Below are 17367 nucleotides of genomic sequence, written 5' to 3' on the forward strand. Positions count from 1 at the left end.
GGAGACAACACCATGCGCTTGAAGATGAGAAAAAACCAGATGCGTGCTACCCCGCCCCTGGCACTCTCGGCTGCAGCCGCTGCCCTGCTCATGGGCTGCGGCGGCTCGTCCGATGCCGCGCTGCCCCAGCTCTCCGCCGCCACCCCGGCCACCCTGCAGTCGTGCGCCACGCTGGCAAGCGGCCTGGCACTGCCCGACACGCGCATCACCTCGGCCGAGCAGGTGCCCGCAGGCCCCATCACCGTGCAAAACGTGACCACCCAGGTGCCCGCGCACTGCCTCGTCAAAGGCAAGATGAAGGAGCGCACCGGCCCCGTGGACGGCGCCAGCTACGCCATCGGCTTTGAGATGCGCCTGCCCGTCGAGTGGAACGGCCGCTTCCTGCACCAGGCCAACGGCGGAGTGGACGGCAGCGTGGTGACCGCGCTGGGCTCGGTCAGTGGCGCCGCACCCCTGGCGCCCGGCCTGGTGCAAGGCTTTGCGGTGCTCAGCTCCGACGCAGGCCACGGCGCCCCTACGCCCTTCTTCGGGCTGGACCCGCAGGCCCGCCTCGACTACGGCTACCAGGCCGTGGGCACGCTCACGCCCATGGCCAAAAACCTCATCAAGGGCGCCTATGGCAAGGCACCCGACCGCTCTTACCTGGCAGGCTGCTCCAACGGCGGCCGCCACGCCATGGTGGGCGCATCGCGCTATGCCGACCAGTACGACGGCATCCTGGCGGGCAACCCCGGCTTTCACCTGCCCAAGGCCGCCACCACCCAGCTGTGGAAGGCCCAGCAATACGCCAAGATCAGCACCACCACCGACAGCGCGGGCCTGCCCGACCTGACCTCGGCCGTGACCCCTGCCGAGTTCAAGCTCATCGGAAACGCCATCACCGCCAAATGCGACGCGCTGGACGGCGCAGCAGACGGCCAGGTGAACGACGTGGCAGCCTGCCAGGCCACGTTCAACCTGCAGACCGATGTACCCACCTGCACCGGCGCGCGCGACGGCAGCTGCATCAGCAGCGCACAAAAGAACGTGCTGGCCAGCATCTTTGCCGGCCCCAAGAACAGCAAGGGCGAAGCGCTGTACACCGGCACATGGTTCGACCCAGGCGTGGCCGGTGCCAACTTTGCGATGTGGCACTTCACCATGCCCGCCACGCGCGATGCAGGCGCGGTGGCTTTCCTCTTCAGCTCGCCGCCGCCCGCCAGCGTGGGGGCCTTCACCGCCACGCCGGGCATGCAGTACGCACTGAACTTCAGCATGGAGACGGACTACCCCAAGATGTTCGCCACCAACGCCACGTACACCGAGTCCCCCTGGTCGTACATGACCCCGCCCAACGAGACCGACCTGAGCGCGCTGAAGAACCGCGGCGCCAAGATGATCGTCTTCCACGGCGTGGCCGACGGCGTGTTCTCGCCCATGGACACCGCCCACTGGATGGACCGCCTGCAGGCCAATCACAACGGCCGGGCCAACGACTTTGCCCGCCTGTTCCTGGTGCCCGGCATGAACCACTGCTCCGGCGGCCCCGCCACCGACCAGTTCGACATGCTGGCCCCGCTGGTCGCCTGGGTGGAACAAGGCAAGGCCCCCGACAGCGTGACGGCCAAGGCACGCGGTGCAGGCGCCAATGTGGTGAATGCCGAGCTGCCCGCCAGCTGGTCTGCCAACCGCACTCGGCCGCTGTGTGTGTACCCCAAGGTGGCGCGCTACAACGGCACGGGGGATGTGGAGAGCGCAAGCAGTTTCAGCTGCAAGTGATGGGCGCTTGAAAAGCGGGAAGCCCAGCGCAAGCGGGGCTTCCTCTTTTCTTTTCCTTTTACGCCTTGGCGCGAGGCTTCATGCGAAAGCTGACGCCCATGCGGTTGATGGCATTCATGGTGGCAATCGTGAGCGTCAGGTCCACCAGGTCCTTCTCGCCAAACACGGCCAGTGCGGCCGCATAGGCCTCATCAGAGGCATGGGTCTCGCTCACGCGGGTCACTTCCTCGGCCCAGGCCAGCGCAGCGCGCTCCTGCTCAGAGAACAAATACGCCGCCTCATGCCACACAGGAACCAGCACCACCTTCTCCACAGACATGCCTTCGGCCAGCAGGTCGCGCGTGTGGATGTCAATGCAGTGCGCGCACCCGTTGATCTGCGACACGCGCAGAAAGACCAGGTGCGTCAGCAAGCTAGGCAGGCCTGTGTCCTGGGTGACAAAGTGATGCAGCGTCCCGATGGCCTTGGCCCCCTCGGGCGATACGTTGAACCAGACAGCGCGATTCATACAGCAGTTCCTTCACGTTGAATGTTGGGCGGAGGGCGATATCGACCTCCTGCTAACAAGACGTGTGATGTGAGGGGGCTGTGACAGATGGTGGAGAAATGGGTGAGGACGTCGCTAAGGCCGCCTGGGAAGAAAGAAGGTGAAGTGCTCGGCAGCATGACGGCGAAGGCATGCGGCGCAGGAGCCCATGGGGTCAACACCGTGTTGCCTGGGAGCTGCTCTGCCAACCGCACCCGGCCGCTGTGTTTGTACCCCAAAGGGGGCGCGCTACAACGGCACGGGGGATGTGAAGAGTGAAGCAGTTTTAGCTGCAAGTGATGGAGGATTGAAAGTGCGAAGCCCGACGTGTGCCGGGCTTTTCCTTATAAGGAGATAGCTCTTGGAACCTCTTTATTGAGTTCGCAGGCGCGCCCCGGGGTTATTCACCAGCGAAGCCGTCCCCCTCGGCCGTGGCCTTGGCCGTCATGCACAGCCTGAACACCAACGTCGTGCGCAACTAGCTTTCGTATCGTGGCCTCCACCCTTTCGGTGAACGTCACTTCATGGCTCAATCTGTCGCTTGAGCTTTCTCTGCAGCAGCAAAATCCACGCCTCAAAATCTTCGTACTCATCGGCTGTAATTTTGGCTGGCCAACTCAGCACAAAGGCACGCCCGTCTGGCAGCTTGTAGACATCATTGACGATGTCTCCCATTTGGGATTGGGGCACCACTACCACCGAAGGCGCAGCGGGGGCAGCAGCCGCTTGCATTACCGTACGGGGAGGAGCATTGCTCATGTCCGGCCCCTCTTCCTCCTCCTCTTCTTCCTCTTCCTCAAAAGCTACGCGTGGCCCCTGACCCTGAGCAGCCTCGCCAAGCACGCGCTGGGCTACCTCTACTAGTTCCATAGTTTCACGATACGTGCGAATGGGCGTATCGACAACGCTCTGAACGAACCCTCTCTTAAGCAGGAAAGCGCGTAAAAAGTCATCGGACTTGGGAGGCTTATCGCCATATTCCGCGCGAAGTTCCGCAAAAAGCGATGGACGGAACGCTGCCCGCAGGATGGCAGTAGCGCGTTCGGTTGAGCTCTTGGGGTCAACGACGATAGTCAGACCATCCTTGCTGACCTTGAACTCACTATCGCCAACGCCTTCGATCAGCCCGTACTTCTTAAGAGCCGAAATCACCCCCTGCGATGCGCCGTTAAGCCCAGTGTATCCAAGCGCACTGGCCACAACTGCGGAGCTCGCCTTGTGTGTGTGCGCCTTGTCGTAAAGCTTCGCGGTCAGATCGATAGCTCTGACCAAACTGATTTGCGGGTAGTTCGGGCTTCGCGCCTTGGTTGCCATATCGCGCTCCTTTTCAGTTGTTTGGCGATATTTTCCATTTAACGCACGATAAGTCAACTTTTATCTAAATTGTCGTTGCATCAAGCAACTTGGGGCGCTATGATCTCGCCACCCCTCAAAGGTTTTAGAGGGGAAAAGAAAAGGCCCTCGTTGCGAATCGTTCTTGGCGGAAAGACGCTACGAGGGCCTTAGCAGGTGGGCGAGCAGCCCGATCCTATTCAACCTAACCGCCGTCGAGACGGCAGAAAGGAGGTGAGTATGAATGACGCAACTGAAGCTGCAACTGCCGATCCCTGAGGGATATCAACTGGTTTTCCGTCCGTGGATCACCCTCAAGAACGGCACTAAGCTCTATGCGCGCCAGATCGGCAAGCGGGCCTTCCCGCTTATCGTTCCGGTAAGCAAGTAAGCTCCGTACAGTCGGCTGCTCATCCAACTCTTCTCTCCATGGGGATGGAGACCTAGAGTTTAGCCCCTGGTCGCCTTTGGCGCCAGGGGCTTTTTTACCTGCATAAGCACCCAGAGGATGGCGATCCGGCGTCCAGTCAAACTGCCTGCAGGTGCCGTTTTCTCTCGTCCCGCTGATCAAAACGGCAACCCCGCATAGTTCTCCGCCAACGACCGCAGCGCGTTCTTCGAGGAGAACAAATACGCTAGGTCAGCGTCCTGCAGCTTCTGGTCGTGAGCAAGCGAATAGGGGACACTGCGCAGCACGGTCGCCATACCTCCACGAGAAGCGCGGGCCCCCACACGCGGTTCAGAGCCTTTTCGGAGTATTTGTCGAGCCCCGCACGATCGCCGTTTTGGTAGCGCACCACCACGGTGTGGTGCAGTCAGTTAGAAGTCTGATGCACCGCCGACCATCGCAGGGCGTCAGTCGTCTACTCCGCCGTGCCCGGCGTGCGTTCAGCCGGTGTCTGCAATCTGCTGGCTTCTTCTTTCGCCTTCTTCCCTTGATCGTGATGCCACTTGATGGCGTAGAACATGCAGGTGCCAAACACGAGCACCTTGAAGGTGATGAAGACTATCGGGACCCAATCCATTTGTGATGGCTTTCCTGGTTGCTGATGGGCGCCCACTACCGTCCAGTGCAGCGCCTCAAAACGCTGCGTCAGCAGCTTCATCGTGTTCAAGTCATCGTCGATTTGCACATCGACAGCACGGGGCCAATGATCTGAAAACTTGGGGCGATGCTATCGGGCCTGCTGTGCGGGCGTAAGCATCAGTTCTGCCTAAATTTTCCGTAGCAGATGGCAATTGCCGTGCAGGGCGGCTGAATGAAAAGTGGCATTGTCATGAGGGCTGCATGGAGCCGCAGTGCGCAGGCCGTAGGGCGCGCCGCGTGAGCAGACGGAGCGCCACTTGCACACAACGCCGACCGCACACACAAAAGGCCTGCATGAGAGAACCCCATGCAGGGCTTGGATGGGGTGGCAGTGCTAATGCCGGGCGCTCAGAACGGCAACCCCACGTAGTTCTCTGCCAGCGAGCCCAGCGCCTTCTCGGACGAGAACAGGTACGCCAGGTCCGTGTCCTGCAGCTTCTGGTCATACGCCAGCGACTCGGGGAAAGTGTGCAGCATGGTCGTCATCCACCACGAGAAGCGCTGGGCCTTCCACACGCGGGCCAGGGCCTTCTCGGAGTATTTGTCGAGGCCGGTGCTATCGCCATTCTTGTAGTGCGCGACCATGGCGTGGTACAGGTAGTAGATGTCCGATGCCGCGCTGTTCAGGCCCCGTGCGCCGGTGGGCGGCACGATGTGGGCGGCGTCGCCGGCGAGGAACAGATTGCCGTAGCGCATGGGCTCGGCCACGAAGGAGCGCAGGGGGGCGATGGACTTTTCGATGGAGGGGCCGGTGATAAGGCGCTCGGCCACTTCGGCGGGCAGGCGGCGCTTGAGTTCGGCCCAGAAGGCTTCGTCAGACCAGTCTTCCACCGTGTCGGTCAGCGGCACCTGGATGTAGTAGCGGCTCAGCACCTGCGAGCGCAGCGAGCACAGCGCAAAGCCGCGTTCGTGCTTGGCGTAGATCAGCTCGGGCGAGACGGGCTTGGTGCGCGAGAGCACGCCCAGCCAGCCGAAGGGGTACACCTTTTCATATTCCTTGAGCACGTCGCGCGGGATGGACTTGCGGCTGACGCCGTGGAAGCCGTCGGCGCCGATGACGAAGTCGCAGTCGATGCGCACCACTTCGTCGCCCTTGCGGTACGTCACATACGGGGTGGCGCTTTTCAGGTCGTGGGGCTGCACGTCTTCGGCGTTGTGGATGACGATGCCCTTCATGCGGTCGCGCGCTTCGTACAGGTCACGCGTCAGCTCGGTCTGGCCGTAGACGACCACGGAACTGCCGCCGCTGTACTTGTGCAAATCGACCCGGTCCATCTTGCCGTCGTGGGCGATGATGAAGCCGTCGTGGATCTCGCCTTCGCGGTCCATGCGCTCGCCGCACTGGGCCTCGCGCATCAGCGCGGCAAAGCCGTGCTCGAGCACGCCGGCGCGGATGCGGCCCAGCACGTATTCGCGGCTTTGGCGCTCCAGCACGACGGTTTCAATGCCCTTGAGGTGCAAGAGCTGCGAGAGCATGAGGCCCGAGGGGCCTCCGCCGATGATGCAAACCTGGGTTTTCATGGATGTCTCCTTGCGTGTGGGGTGGTTCATGACCTTGATCAAACGGGCCTGGCAAAGATACGTGGCACAGTCGCCGGCTTGAATGGGCAAATTGATCCAGAACATGCACTTTTCGAACATCGAAGGCATCCAGTCGTACAGCTTGTTCGGCGAGTCGCAGCACCTGCCCGATGTGCTGCACTGCGAGACGATTGCCGCGCGCTCGGTGCTGCACGACTGGGAGCTGGCGCCCCACCGGCACACGCGGCTGCACCAGGTGCTGCTGGTGCAGTCCGGCGGCGGGGTGGCGCACCTGGACGGAGAAAAGCACGCGCTCTTCCCCGGCGCGCTCATCAATGTGCCGGCCGGGCATGTGCACGCGTTTCGCTTCACGCAGCACACCGAGGGCTGGGTAGCCACGCTGGCCGATGAGCTGATGGACGAGATCCTGGTGCGCGTGGGCGATGTGCGGCGCGACTTGGCGCGGCCCGCCGTGGCGCCCGCCACGCCCGAGCTGCACCAGGCGATGGCCCAGGTGTGGGCCGAGTTTTCGGGCCGGGGCAAGGCGCGGGCGCTGGTACTGCGCGGCCTGAGCGCCACGCTGCTGGGCTGGGTGGCGCGGGCCATGGAAGACCACAGCGCCGTCGATACCGCAGCGCCCGAATCCAGCCTGGTGCAGCGGCTGGAGGCCCTGATCGAAGCGCATTTTCTGGAGCACTGGCAGGTGGCCGACTACGCGCGGGCGCTGGCCGTGTCGCCCACGCACCTGAGCCGCGTGGCACGGGCCACCACGGGCGTGTCTGCCCAACGGCTGATCGAGGCGCGCCTGATGCGCGAGGCGCGGCGCAACCTGGCCTACACGCACCTGGGCGTGGCCACCATTGCATACACGCTGGGCTATGCCGACCCGGCCTACTTCACGCGCGCGTTCACCCGCGATGCGGGGCTGTCACCGCGTGCATTCCGCGCCCAGGTGGCGGCGTCGGGGCCGGCGGGCGTGCCCGACTCACGCGGCTGAACAGCATCCGGCCACGGCAGCGGCACCAGGTCTCGGCGGCGGAGGCTTAAGGCAGCGCGGCCGGCCCCAACGCCGGCTCCTGGAAGCGTTCGGCCAGCGGCGGCCCTGGGCCTATCTCATGGACGGGTCTTCAGGGCCACTGCGGCTCCAGCGCAAGGAATGAGGGTGAGATCCAGGCCCGCCATCGATATAAGTTGCAGGCATATTACTTAGTACGCTCATCCTATTGCCGAATTTTCTGGGGGGTTTGACACTGCGCGTGTCTGAATCAGGCCCCGCCATGACCCTCTCCTCTTCGTCCAACACCAGCCCCGCCCCAACCCCTCGCCCTACCGTGCGTGAAGCCGTGCTGCGCTTGCTGCGCCACCTGCACATCGACACGGTGTTCGGCAACCCCGGCTCTACCGAGCTGCCCATGTTCCGCGACTTCCCGAGCGACTTCCGTTACGTGCTGGGTTTGCAGGAGTCGGTGGTGGTGGGCATGGCCGACGGCTATGCGCAGGCCACGGGCAACGCCGCGCTGGTGAACCTGCACTCCGCAGCGGGGGTGGGCCACGCCATGGGCAACATCTTCACGGCGTTCAAGAACCAAACGCCGCTCATCGTCACCGCCGGCCAGCAGGCGCGCTCCATCCTGCCGTTTGACCCGTTCCTCTCGGCCATGCAGGCCACCGACCTGCCCAAGCCCTATGTGAAGTGGGCGTGCGAACCCGCACGGGCCGAAGACGTGCCCCGGGCCCTGGCGCGGGCCTATCACGTGGCGATGCAGGCGCCCCGCGGGCCGGTGTTCGTGTCCATCCCTGCAGACGACTGGGATCAACCCGCAGACCATGTGGAGCCGCGCCAGGTCAGCCGCAGCATGGCACCCGACCCCGCCGTGCTGTGCCAGGTGGCCGATGCGCTCAACAGCGCACGCCGCCCGGCCATCGTGGCGGGCACGGGGGTGGACCGTGACGGCGCGATGGACTTGCTGGTGCAGCTGGCCGAGCGCCACCGAGCGCCGGTGTACACCGCACCCATGAGCGCGCGCTGCGCGTTTCCGGAAACCCACCGCTTCTTTGGCGGCTTCCTGCCCGCCATGCGCGAGCGCATTGTCGAGAAACTCGCGGGGCATGACTTGGTGCTGGTGCTGGGGGCGCCCGCGTTTCTGTACCACGTCGAAGGGCAGGGGCCGCACCTTCCCCAAGGCGCCGCGCTCTGGCAGATCGTGGACGACCCGCAGATGGCGGCCTGGACGCCCTTCGGCAACAGCCTGGTGGCGAGCCTGCACCTGGCAGTGGGTGCATTGCTGCAGGCATGCAACCCACCGCAGCGCCCGCTGCCCGCGGCGGCTGCGCGGCCGGAGCCCGCAGCCGCCAGCAGCCCCATGGAGGTCGCCTATGCCCTCCAGGTGCTCAACGTGGTACGCCGCGAAGAGGACGTGGTGGTGGAAGAGGCCCCGGGCTCGCGCGGCGTGATGCAGGCGCGGCTGCCCATGGCGGGGCCAGGCAGCTTCTACACCATGGCCAGCGGCGGCCTGGGCTACGGCATGCCGGCGGCGGTGGGCCTGGCGCTGGGCCGCCAGCGCATGGGCTTGAAGGGGCGCACCATCGCGCTCATCGGCGACGGCTCCAGCATGTACTCCATCCAGGCGCTGTACACCGCCGCGCAGCTGGCCCTGCCCATCACCTTCGTGATCCTCAATAACCGACGCTATGCGGCCTTGCAGGACTTCGCGCCGGTGTTTGGCTTCGCCCCGGGCGAGAAGCCCGCCGGCACGGACCTGCCCGAGCTCGACTTTGTATCGCTGGCGCGCGGCCAGGGCATGGAAGCCACGCGGGCCGACGACCCTTCGCGGCTGGCAGAAGACCTCCGCGCCGCCCTCAACGCCCCAGGCCCCTGCCTGATCGAGCTGGTGGTTGCCTGACCCCGGCGCCGGGCTTTTGAACACCCAACACATCAACCAGGAGACATGACATGAGCAACAACACCATCACCATGCTGATCAATGGCCAGGCCCGTGCCGCCAGCAACGGCGTCACCTTCACGCGCACCAACCCGCTGGATGGGGAGGTCGCCACCACGGCCCCTGCCGCCACGCCGCAGGACGCAGTAGCGGCCGTGGAGGCCGCCGCTGCAGCTTTTCCGGCCTGGTCGCAGACAGCGCCCGGGGAGCGCCGCGCGCTGCTGCTCAAGGCCGCACAGTCCCTCGAAGCCAAGGCCGCGGATTTCACTGCCGCCATGGCTTCGGAGATCGGCGCTTCCGGCATCTGGGCCGGCTTCAACGTGCACCTGGCCGCGGACATGCTGGTGGAGGCGGCCGCGCTGACCACCCAGATCAGCGGCGAGGTCATCCCATCGAACGTGCCCGGCAGCTTGGCAATGGGCACGCGGCAGGCCGCTGGCGTGGTACTGGGCATGGCGCCGTGGAACGCGCCGGTGATCCTGGGCGTGCGCGCCGTGGCTGTGCCGCTGGCTTGCGGCAACACCGTGGTGCTCAAGGGCAGCGAGCTGTGCCCCGCCACGCACGGGCTCATCATCCAGGCCCTGCAAGAGGCGGGGCTGCCGCCCGGCGTGGTCAACTTTGTGACCAACGCGCCCGAGGACGCCGCCGAGGTGGTGGAAGCCATGGTCTCGCACCCGGCTGTCAAGCGCGTGAACTTCACGGGCTCGACCCACGTGGGGCGCATCATCGCCGCGCGCTGCGCGTTTCACCTCAAGCCGTCGGTGCTGGAGCTGGGGGGCAAGGCCCCGCTGCTGGTGCTGGACGATGCCGACCTGGATGCGGCCGTCAACGGCGCAGCATTTGGCGCCTTTGCCAATTCCGGGCAGATCTGCATGTCCACCGAGCGCATCGTGGTGGACCAGAAGATCGCCGATGCCTTCGTATCCAGGCTGGCCGCCAAGGCCCAGGCCCTGCCGCTGGGCGACCCGCGCAAGGGGCCGGTGGTGCTGGGCTCGGTGGTGGACATGCGCACGGTGCGCCGCGTCAACGAGCTCATCGACGATGCCCTGGCCAAGGGCGCCAAGCTGGTGTGCGGCGGCAAGGCCGACAATACGCTCATGCCCGCCACCCTGCTGGACAACGTGACCGCGGCCATGCGCATCTACAGCGAGGAAACCTTTGCGCCCGTGAAGGCCATCGTGCGGGTGGACGGCGAGGAAGCCGCCATCGCCTGCGCCAATGACAACGCCTTCGGCCTGTCGGCCGCCGTATTCACTGCCGACACCGCGCGCGGCTGGCGCGTGGCGCAGCGCATCGAATCCGGCATCTGCCACATCAACGGCCCCACCGTGCACGACGAAGCCCAGATGCCGTTTGGCGGCGTCAAGGCCAGTGGCTGGGGCCGCTTTGGCGGGCGCGCCGGCATCGAAGCCTTCACCGATCTGCGCTGGATCACGGTGCAGACCACGGCCCGGCACTACCCGTTCTGACGTGCTGGCGGCCGGATGCGTTGAGCTGGACTTGCGTGATCCCGGCCCTTCCTCTCGGCTCTGGCGCTGTCGCCCTTTCACGGTGTCTGGCCAGCGTGTTGGCCCGGGGGCATCGCGTGATCCCGAGGCGCCAATGAAGCGGCTGCTTCTGCCGCTCTTTCAGGAGCGGATGGCGTGCCGCCCCGGGAGCGGTGGCCGGAGGTTCTCGCGTCCAAATACCGGCATGGGACGTTGATGCCTCCTGCTGACACGCCGCTGTCAGCAGCCCCCAATCACCATCACGGCTTCTTTCTTTCCATCACTCGTTGAACGACAGGAGCCTTTCATGAAGAACGCCATCGCCTGGTTTGAAATCCCCACCACCCAGCTGGACCGCGCCCAAGCCTTTTACGAAGCCGTGCTGGGCCAGCCCATGCGGCGCGAGGCCATGGGGCCCAGCGAAGGCGCCGTGTTTGCCTATGACCCCGAAGCTGATGGCGCGGGCGGCGCGCTGATGATGGGCCCAACGGCGCCGCGGGTATCGGACAGCGGCACACTGGTCTACCTGGACGCCTCGCCCTCGCTCGACGCGGCGCTGGAACGCGCGGTGGCCCAGGGCGGCCGCGTGGCCCTGCCGCGCCAAGCGCTGCCGCCGGGCATGGGCTTCTTTGCCCACATCCAGGACCTGGACGGCAACCGCGTCGGGTTGCATGCGCCCAACTGATCTCGACACCCGAAAGGAGATTCCATGGAAACACAGGAACTGCACCGTGGCCGGCTCATCGACCACATCCAGCTGGTCGTGCGCGATCTGGCCGCGAGCCGCACGTTTTACGCGGCCGTATTCGAAGCCCTGAATGTGCCAATGGGTGGCACCGCCGAGGACTACTTCTGGGCGGATGAGCTGTTCATCTCCACCGCCGACAGCGTGGCCGCGCAAGGGCACCTCACCGGGCGGCACCACCTGGCCTTCCAGGCACAGGACCGGGCGATGGTGGAGGCGTTCTACAAAGCCGCCCTGGCCCATGGCGGCAAGGACAACGGTGCGCCGGGCGAGCGGCCCTACCACCCCGGCTACTACGCCGCGTTTGTGCTGGACCCGGACGGCAACAACATCGAAGCGGTGTTCCACGGCGAGGCGCAGCGCAGCGCGCCCTCGGTCAAGGTGACGTTCTGACCGGCTCCATGCAACAGCAGGCCCTGTGGCAGGACGCGGGCGCCGTTGCTCCCATCGCGCGCACGAGCGCCATGGCGGCCCCGTCCGCGCCCCACCCGCTGCGGCGCAACTGGATCGCCGTGGCCAGCGCCCAGCACGCCCGCCGGGGCTGCGCCACGCCAGGGACCGGCTTCATGCAGGTGTGCCACGGCAAGGCAGCGCCGCTGCGGCGCGTGCAGGCTGGGGACCGCGTGGCCTACTACGCGCCCACGGTCACGATGGGCGGCAAGGACCGATTGCAGGCGTTTGTGTCGATCGGCATCGCACAGCCCGGCGAGCCGTACGCGTTTGACATGGGCGGCGGGTTCGTGCCCTTCCGCAAGGACGTGGCTTATGTGCCCGCGCAGGACGCGCCGATTGCGCCGCTGCTGGACAGCCTGGAGTTTGTGGAAGACCGCACGCGGTGGGGCGCCAAGTTCCGCTTCGGGCTGTTCGCCGTCAGCGACCACGACATGCGGCTGATTGCACGGGCGATGCAGGCCGACACGCGGGCGCTGGATCTTGCGTAGAGCCTGGGCCGCCCGCGCTGCGGGGTCCCTCAGCACACGGCCATCAACGCTTCGACGGTGCGGCGCTGGGCCGCGGTCAGGGCGGCATAGCCCTCGCGCAGCCATCGCTGCACGATCCGATGGATTTCCAATTCGACAGCGGTCATGGTGTCCTCCAGCATGAACTGTGGTGAGGCAGGGAGCCGGTCGCCCGGCGCGTGCCACTGTGCCAGCTCAGCGCTGCGGGCAGCGGGGCAATGAGGCGGGGCGATGGCCGCCTTTTTGCGGTACCAGGAACCGCGCCGACGGAGTGCTTGGCGCGGAAATGCTTCTCTTTTGATAGCTGGTTGCGCTTATTCTGCAAGCGCTAGAGCCTCAAAATGCTTCAAGGATGCGCGGGGCCGACCCGCACACGCGCCAGCGCCTCGGGCACATCGCTCCACGCCGGCCGACCCGGCGCGTAGCGCTGGCGCAGGTAGTGCGCCAGTTCGGTGATCTGCGCATCGCTGAGCGCAGGGCCGAACGCGGGCATGAAGCCGATGTCGCGCGCGGCCGGCTCGCGGATGCCGTGCACGATGACCTGCAGCAGGTTGTCGGGCCGGTCGCTGTGCAGGTTGGTGTTGAGCGCGAGCGGGATGTTCACGCCCAGCAGCTGGGGCCCGTCACCGTCGTGGTGGCAGGCGGCGCAAGCGCCGTTGAACAGGCGCTGGGCCGCGCCGGGCTGCGGCGCGAGTGCGGCGGCCTGGGCCACGATGGTGGTGGCGCGCGCCTGCAGGACATTCTTCGCTGCCGGTTCCGCCTGGAAGGACACCAGGTAACTCGCCATGGCCCGGATGTCGTCGTCCGGCAGCTGGGCCAGCTCGCGCACCACGGGCGCCATGGGGCCCGAGGCACTGCCGTGCTCGGGGCTGTGGCCGTGGCGCAGGTAGCGGTAGAGCGACTCGGTGCTCCACGGCACGGGCGCTTTCGACAGTGCCGTGAGCGCGGGTGCCTCCCATCCGTCGATGAGTGCGCCCGAGAGGAACGCCGCCCCGCCCTGCTCCGCGCCCAGCGCGTTGCGCGGCGTGTGGCAGGCGCCGCAGTGGCCCACGCCCTGCACCAGGTAGGCACCGCGGTTCCACTCGGGCGGGCGATTCGGGTCGGGCTTGAACGGGGTGGCGTCGTGGAACAGCGCGTTCCAGCCGGCCATGAGCGGGCGCACGCTGAAGGGGAAGGCGAGCTCGGTCTTGGGCACGTCGGCGCGCACCGCCGGCTGGGCCATGAGGTAGGCGTACAGGGCGGTGAGGTCGTCGTCGCTCATCTTGGCGAACGACGTGTACGGAAACGCTGGGTACAGGTGGCGGCCGTCGCGCGAGATGCCCTCGCGCATCGCACGCTGGAAGGCGCTGAAGGACCACTGGCCGATGCCTGTTTCAGCGTCGGGCGTGAGGTTGGTGGTGTAGACCTTGCCAAAGGGCGTGTCCATGGCGCGCCCGCCCGTGTTGGGCGTGCCGCCGGGGGCGGTGTGGCACACGGCGCAGTCGCCCGCGGCGGCCAGGATGCGGCCGCGCTCGATGGTGGCGGCGTTGTAAACCGAAGCTCCCGCCGTCTGCACCACGGGGGCGATGGCGGGGCGCCAGCCCAGCAGCGCGGCGCCCACGGCGAAGATACCGGCCGCCAGCGCGCCAGCCCGCGCCCACACGCTGCGGCGGCGCGGCCAGGGGGCATTGGGGGGCAGCGTGGGGGCGGGCAGCTCCAGTGTGGAGAGCACATCGGCAGGCGGCATGGGCGTTGCGGCGGTGCCTTCTGCACCGGCCCCGGCCGCGGCGGCCTCGGCAGCGGCGGTGAGCGGGTTCAGCCCGGCGCGCACCACCTCGGGCGTGAAGGGCGGCGCGCGAAAGCGCACGCCCGTGGCGTCGAAGATCGCGTTGGCAATGGCCGCCGTGCCAGGCACGGAAGACGATTCGCCCGCGCCCAGCGGGGCTTCGTCCTGCCGGGGCATGTGCATGACCTCGATGACCGGCACCTCGCGAAAGCTCAGGATGGGGTAGCTGCCCCATTCGCGGGTGTCCACGGCCTGCTTGACGGGCTCGAAGCTCACCTGTTCCTTGAGTGCCCGGCTCGTAGTCTGCAGCACATTGCCGTGTACCTGCTGCTCCACGCCCGCGGGGTTCACCATGAGGCCCGCGTCATGCCCCACCACCACGCGGCGCACGTGGACCTCGCCGGTGCGCTGGTTCACGTCCACATCGGCCACCCACGCGGCCCAGGCCGCGCCAAAGCCGGGCCACTTGCTGTGGATGTAGCGCGCGTAAGCAAAGCCCTGGCCCTGCACCCAGTCGCCGCCCGCGTCCACCTGGCGCGGGCCGGTGCGCGGCTGCCAGCCAGCCTTGGCGGCGGTGGCGCGCACCAGCTCGGCGGCGCGCGGGTCGTTCAGCAGCTGCAGGCGGAACTGCACCGGGTCCACACCCGCAGCGGTGGCCAGCTCGTCCACATACGACTCGTGCGCGAAGGAGTTGGGCAGGGCCGACACGCCGCGCAGCCAGGATGCGCGCACGATGGGCGGCATGTCGTTGACGGCCACACGCAGGTGGTCGTACTGGTACGGCGGGCGGGCCGTGCGGTCGCCCATTTCATACGCCTGGGCCGTGGGCTCGATGGTGCGCGTGAGCAGCAGCGCCAGCGTGGGCGCGCCGTTGGAGGGATACGACGTTTCAAAGTCATACGCCGCCACCGAGCCATCGGCATTGAGCCCGCCGCGCACCTGCATGAGCTGCGCCGTGCCCTTGGGCTCCCACAGATGTTCCTGCTCGCGCGTGAGCTGCACGCGCACAGGGGCGCCCACGGCGCGCGAGAGCAGCGCGGCGTCGGCGGCCACATCGTCGGCACCATTGCGGCCATAGCAGCCCGCGGCCTCCATGCGGATCAGGTCGATGTCCACATCGGCCATGCCCATCAGGCGGGCCAGGTCGGCGCGCAGCACGTGGGGGTTTTGCGTGCCGGCCCAAACGGTCATGCGCGGGCGGCAAGCGCCATCATCCTGCGCCCGCCATTCGGCCACGGCGCACGAGGGGCCGATGGAGCCGTGCAGCTGGTAGGGCCACACGTAGGTGCGCGGCATGGGCTGGTCGGCAGCAGCCAGGGCCGCGTCCACGTCGCCTTCGTCCACCAGGCGGCGCTGCGTGGCGGGGTTCGCGCGGATGGCCTGGGCAATGGCCTCGGGGCTGTCCTGGCGCGGGAAGCCCGGCCAGTCCTTCCAGCGCACCTTCAAGTCACGCAGGGCTTGCTCGGCCTGCTCCTCGCGCTCGGCCACGATGCCGACAAAGTCGCGAATCACGACCACGGCGCGGATGCCGGGGATGTGGGCGATGGAGTTTTGGTCCACCGATTCGAGCGTGTTGCCGATGAAGTCGCCATGGTCGGCGCCGGCATACGGCGGGCGCACCACGCGGCCGTGCAGCATGCCGGGCACACGCATGTCGTGCACGAAGACCAGTTCGCCGCTGACCTTGGCGGGGATGTCCACGCGCGGCACGGACTGGCCGACAACGGTGTACTCCGAGGCGGGCTTGGTGGGGGTGGCGTCGGCCAGCTCCAGCGTGGTGCGCTGGCCTGCCAGAAGGTCCGCATAGCGCACGCGCACGTTGGGGTCGTCGGCACATTGCACCAGGCCGTGGTGAACGCGCAGGGCCTCGGCGGGCAGGCCCAAACGCTCTGCGGCGCGGGCCAGCAGCCAGTGGCGCGCCTGGGCTGCCGCCGCGCGCAGGGGTTTGGCGTGGATCTGGATGGAAGCGCTGGCAATGGTGGCGCCCTGGTTGGGCGCGCGGGTGGTGTCGCCCAGCACCATGTGCACGCAGGGCAGGGGCACGTCCAGCTCTTCGGCCACGATTTGCGTTAGCGCGGTGCGGATGCCGGTGCCCAGGTCCACATGGCCGTTGAGCGCCGTGACGCTGCCGTCGTCCCACACGGCGATGAGTATCTCCACACCCTCGGCCGGGTTGCCGGCCACCAGCGCGGGCTGGCCCTTGACGGGGGGCGGCGCGGGTGGCGGGTTGCGCACGACCAGCAGCACGCCGTCGGCAGCATGGAAGTCGGCGCGGTTGCGCGGCACCTGGGCGCGCGGCGGCGTGGGAGAAGACGCGCTCATGCCTTGGCCTCGCGCATCAACAGGGCGGCGCGCAACACGGCGCGGATGATCTCGATGTGCGTGCCGCAGCGGCACAGGTTGGACGACAGCTCGCGGCGGATGGCGGCCTCGTCGGGGTCGGGGTTGCGCTCCAGCAGGGCCACGGCCATCATCACCATGCCGTTCAGGCAGTAGCCGCACTGGGCGGCTTGTTCTTCCACAAACGCCTGCTGCACCGGATGCAAAGCGTCGACATGGCCGCAGCGCGCAGGCAGGCCCTCCAGCGTGGTCACCTCGCGCCCCGCCACGCCCTGCGCCGGAATCACGCAGGCCCGCGCGGCGACGCCATCCACCAGCACCGTGCACGCGCCGCACTGCCCCAGGCCGCAGCCGTATTTGGGACCGTTGAGCGCAAGGTCGTTGCGCAGCACGTGCAGTAGCGTGGCGCTGGCGCCCGCGGGGGTGGGCAAGGCGCAGGGCTGGCCGTTGACGAAAGTGACTGGTTGCATGCCTCGGATGGCCCTACGCTTGGGCGGCAGATGGCGTAGTAGCGCCGGCAGCATATGAAGAGCGCGCTGCCCAGACCAGTGGCCGCCGCGCCAGGGCCGCCCCGCCGCGCTGGCGGCGTCCCCCTTCCCGCATTGCGCCGCAATGCGAGAGAAGGGGGAAGGCGCGAAGCGCCACAGGGGGTAGCACCATGTCCCTATCTTTTGAGACTACCGCTGCGCGTGTACATCTCCAGGTCCACAAAGTTCGATCCGTTGTGGTTGTTCGGTCCGTACTGCAGCGGGAAGTCGCCGATCTTGGTGGTGCCCATGTCTTCCATGGCCTTGATGAAGCCTTCGCGCGTGAGGTTGCGGCCCGCGCGCTTGAGCCCCTCCACAAACACGCGCGCGGCGATGTAGCCCTCGAGCATGGTGTAGCTGTCGATCTTTTCACCGGCA

At 67.0% G+C, this 17367-nt stretch carries 15 protein-coding genes; 8 read left to right on the forward strand and 7 right to left on the reverse strand.

All coding sequences use genetic code 11. From position 1 onward, the window contains the following. Nucleotides 1-39 precede the first annotated feature (39 nt). Nucleotides 40-1758, forward strand: coding sequence for a tannase/feruloyl esterase family alpha/beta hydrolase (locus MRY84_RS16020; RefSeq protein ID WP_291506712.1), 1719 nt, complete (start codon nucleotides 40-42; stop codon nucleotides 1756-1758). 58 nt (nucleotides 1759-1816) lie between these two features. Here the strand turns inward: MRY84_RS16020 and MRY84_RS16025 are convergent, their stop codons facing one another. Together MRY84_RS16025 and MRY84_RS16030 are read right to left on the reverse strand one after the other, a co-directional pair. Beyond that, a complete protein-coding gene (locus MRY84_RS16025) occupies nucleotides 1817-2266 on the reverse strand; it encodes a carboxymuconolactone decarboxylase family protein (RefSeq protein ID WP_108499637.1) in 450 nt (149 codons plus the stop codon). Between the two features lie 540 nt (nucleotides 2267-2806). Beyond that, on the reverse strand, nucleotides 2807-3598 hold the full coding sequence (locus MRY84_RS16030; RefSeq protein WP_291506700.1) for a hypothetical protein: 792 nt from the start codon (nucleotides 3596-3598) through the stop codon (nucleotides 2807-2809). A 262-nt stretch (nucleotides 3599-3860) separates the two neighbouring features. Here MRY84_RS16030 and MRY84_RS16035 point away from each other — a divergent pair, with 262 nt between their 5' ends. Then, nucleotides 3861-4007, forward strand: a complete 147-nt coding sequence (locus tag MRY84_RS16035; protein WP_291506701.1) for a hypothetical protein — start codon at nucleotides 3861-3863, stop codon at nucleotides 4005-4007. A 472-nt stretch (nucleotides 4008-4479) separates the two neighbouring features. Here the strand turns inward: MRY84_RS16035 and MRY84_RS16040 are convergent, their stop codons facing one another. Both MRY84_RS16040 and pobA read right to left on the reverse strand, forming a co-directional pair. After that, on the reverse strand, nucleotides 4480-4722 hold the full coding sequence (locus tag MRY84_RS16040) for a hypothetical protein (protein WP_291506714.1): 243 nt from the start codon (nucleotides 4720-4722) through the stop codon (nucleotides 4480-4482). 329 nt (nucleotides 4723-5051) lie between these two features. Beyond that, complete coding sequence (gene pobA / locus MRY84_RS16045) at nucleotides 5052-6224, reverse strand: 4-hydroxybenzoate 3-monooxygenase (RefSeq protein ID WP_291506702.1); 1173 nt, start codon at nucleotides 6222-6224, stop codon at nucleotides 5052-5054. 103 nt (nucleotides 6225-6327) lie between these two features. Between pobA and MRY84_RS16050 the strand changes: the two genes are divergently transcribed. The 6 genes from MRY84_RS16050 to MRY84_RS16075 all read left to right on the forward strand — a co-directional run bounded on the left by MRY84_RS16050 (nucleotide 6328) and on the right by MRY84_RS16075 (nucleotide 12339). Then, nucleotides 6328-7221: a helix-turn-helix domain-containing protein gene (locus MRY84_RS16050; protein ID WP_291506703.1), complete on the forward strand. Its 894-nt coding sequence runs from the start codon at nucleotides 6328-6330 to the stop codon at nucleotides 7219-7221. Between the two features lie 280 nt (nucleotides 7222-7501). Beyond that, on the forward strand, nucleotides 7502-9127 hold the full coding sequence (mdlC, locus tag MRY84_RS16055; RefSeq protein WP_291506704.1) for a benzoylformate decarboxylase: 1626 nt from the start codon (nucleotides 7502-7504) through the stop codon (nucleotides 9125-9127). A gap of 50 nt (nucleotides 9128-9177) precedes the next feature. Continuing rightward, nucleotides 9178-10635: an aldehyde dehydrogenase gene (locus MRY84_RS16060; RefSeq protein ID WP_291506705.1), complete on the forward strand. Its 1458-nt coding sequence runs from the start codon at nucleotides 9178-9180 to the stop codon at nucleotides 10633-10635. Nucleotides 10636-10960: 325 nt separating this feature from the next. Next, nucleotides 10961-11338, forward strand: a complete 378-nt coding sequence (locus MRY84_RS16065) for a VOC family protein (RefSeq protein WP_291506706.1) — start codon at nucleotides 10961-10963, stop codon at nucleotides 11336-11338. A 24-nt stretch (nucleotides 11339-11362) separates the two neighbouring features. After that, a complete protein-coding gene (locus MRY84_RS16070; protein ID WP_291506707.1) occupies nucleotides 11363-11791 on the forward strand; it encodes a VOC family protein in 429 nt (142 codons plus the stop codon). Between the two features lie 71 nt (nucleotides 11792-11862). Next, entirely contained in the window at nucleotides 11863-12339 is a 477-nt protein-coding gene (locus MRY84_RS16075; RefSeq protein WP_291506713.1) for an EVE domain-containing protein, read from the forward strand. 364 nt (nucleotides 12340-12703) lie between these two features. Here the strand turns inward: MRY84_RS16075 and MRY84_RS16080 are convergent, their stop codons facing one another. The 3 genes from MRY84_RS16080 to MRY84_RS16090 form a co-directional block, all read right to left on the reverse strand. Then, the gene (locus tag MRY84_RS16080; protein WP_291506708.1) at nucleotides 12704-16444 is read right to left on the reverse strand and encodes a molybdopterin cofactor-binding domain-containing protein; all 3741 of its coding nucleotides are present in this window, start codon (nucleotides 16442-16444) and stop codon (nucleotides 12704-12706) included. Then, entirely contained in the window at nucleotides 16441-16932 is a 492-nt protein-coding gene (locus MRY84_RS16085; protein ID WP_291506709.1) for a (2Fe-2S)-binding protein, read from the reverse strand. The genes MRY84_RS16080 and MRY84_RS16085 overlap by 4 nt, the downstream gene beginning before the upstream one ends. 194 nt (nucleotides 16933-17126) lie before the next feature. After that, on the reverse strand, nucleotides 17127-17367 hold a 241-nt coding region (locus MRY84_RS16090; protein WP_291506710.1), incomplete at its 5' end, for an ABC transporter substrate-binding protein.

Origin of the sequence: Acidovorax sp. (assembly GCF_022763525.1) — a bacterium.
In the GTDB taxonomy this organism is placed as follows: domain Bacteria; phylum Pseudomonadota; class Gammaproteobacteria; order Burkholderiales; family Burkholderiaceae_C; genus Acidovorax.

Excerpts from the sequence above, each read along its gene's own strand:
- MRY84_RS16070 (WP_291506707.1), top strand. The coding sequence starts at position 11,363 with ATGGAAACACAGGAACTGCACCGTGGCCGGCTCATCGACCACATCCAG.
- MRY84_RS16025 (WP_108499637.1), bottom strand. The coding sequence starts at position 2,266 with ATGAATCGCGCTGTCTGGTTCAACGTATCGCCCGAGGGGGCCAAGGCC.
- MRY84_RS16080 (WP_291506708.1), bottom strand. The coding sequence starts at position 16,444 with ATGAGCGCGTCTTCTCCCACGCCGCCGCGCGCCCAGGTGCCGCGCAAC.
- MRY84_RS16035 (WP_291506701.1), top strand. The coding sequence starts at position 3,861 with ATGACGCAACTGAAGCTGCAACTGCCGATCCCTGAGGGATATCAACTG.
- pobA (WP_291506702.1), bottom strand. The coding sequence starts at position 6,224 with ATGAAAACCCAGGTTTGCATCATCGGCGGAGGCCCCTCGGGCCTCATG.
- MRY84_RS16040 (WP_291506714.1), bottom strand. The coding sequence starts at position 4,722 with ATGAAGCTGCTGACGCAGCGTTTTGAGGCGCTGCACTGGACGGTAGTG.
- MRY84_RS16050 (WP_291506703.1), top strand. The coding sequence starts at position 6,328 with ATGCACTTTTCGAACATCGAAGGCATCCAGTCGTACAGCTTGTTCGGC.
- MRY84_RS16065 (WP_291506706.1), top strand. The coding sequence starts at position 10,961 with ATGAAGAACGCCATCGCCTGGTTTGAAATCCCCACCACCCAGCTGGAC.
- mdlC (WP_291506704.1), top strand. The coding sequence starts at position 7,502 with ATGACCCTCTCCTCTTCGTCCAACACCAGCCCCGCCCCAACCCCTCGC.
- MRY84_RS16060 (WP_291506705.1), top strand. The coding sequence starts at position 9,178 with ATGAGCAACAACACCATCACCATGCTGATCAATGGCCAGGCCCGTGCC.
- MRY84_RS16085 (WP_291506709.1), bottom strand. The coding sequence starts at position 16,932 with ATGCAACCAGTCACTTTCGTCAACGGCCAGCCCTGCGCCTTGCCCACC.
- MRY84_RS16020 (WP_291506712.1), top strand. The coding sequence starts at position 40 with ATGCGTGCTACCCCGCCCCTGGCACTCTCGGCTGCAGCCGCTGCCCTG.
- MRY84_RS16075 (WP_291506713.1), top strand. The coding sequence starts at position 11,863 with ATGGCGGCCCCGTCCGCGCCCCACCCGCTGCGGCGCAACTGGATCGCC.
- MRY84_RS16030 (WP_291506700.1), bottom strand. The coding sequence starts at position 3,598 with ATGGCAACCAAGGCGCGAAGCCCGAACTACCCGCAAATCAGTTTGGTC.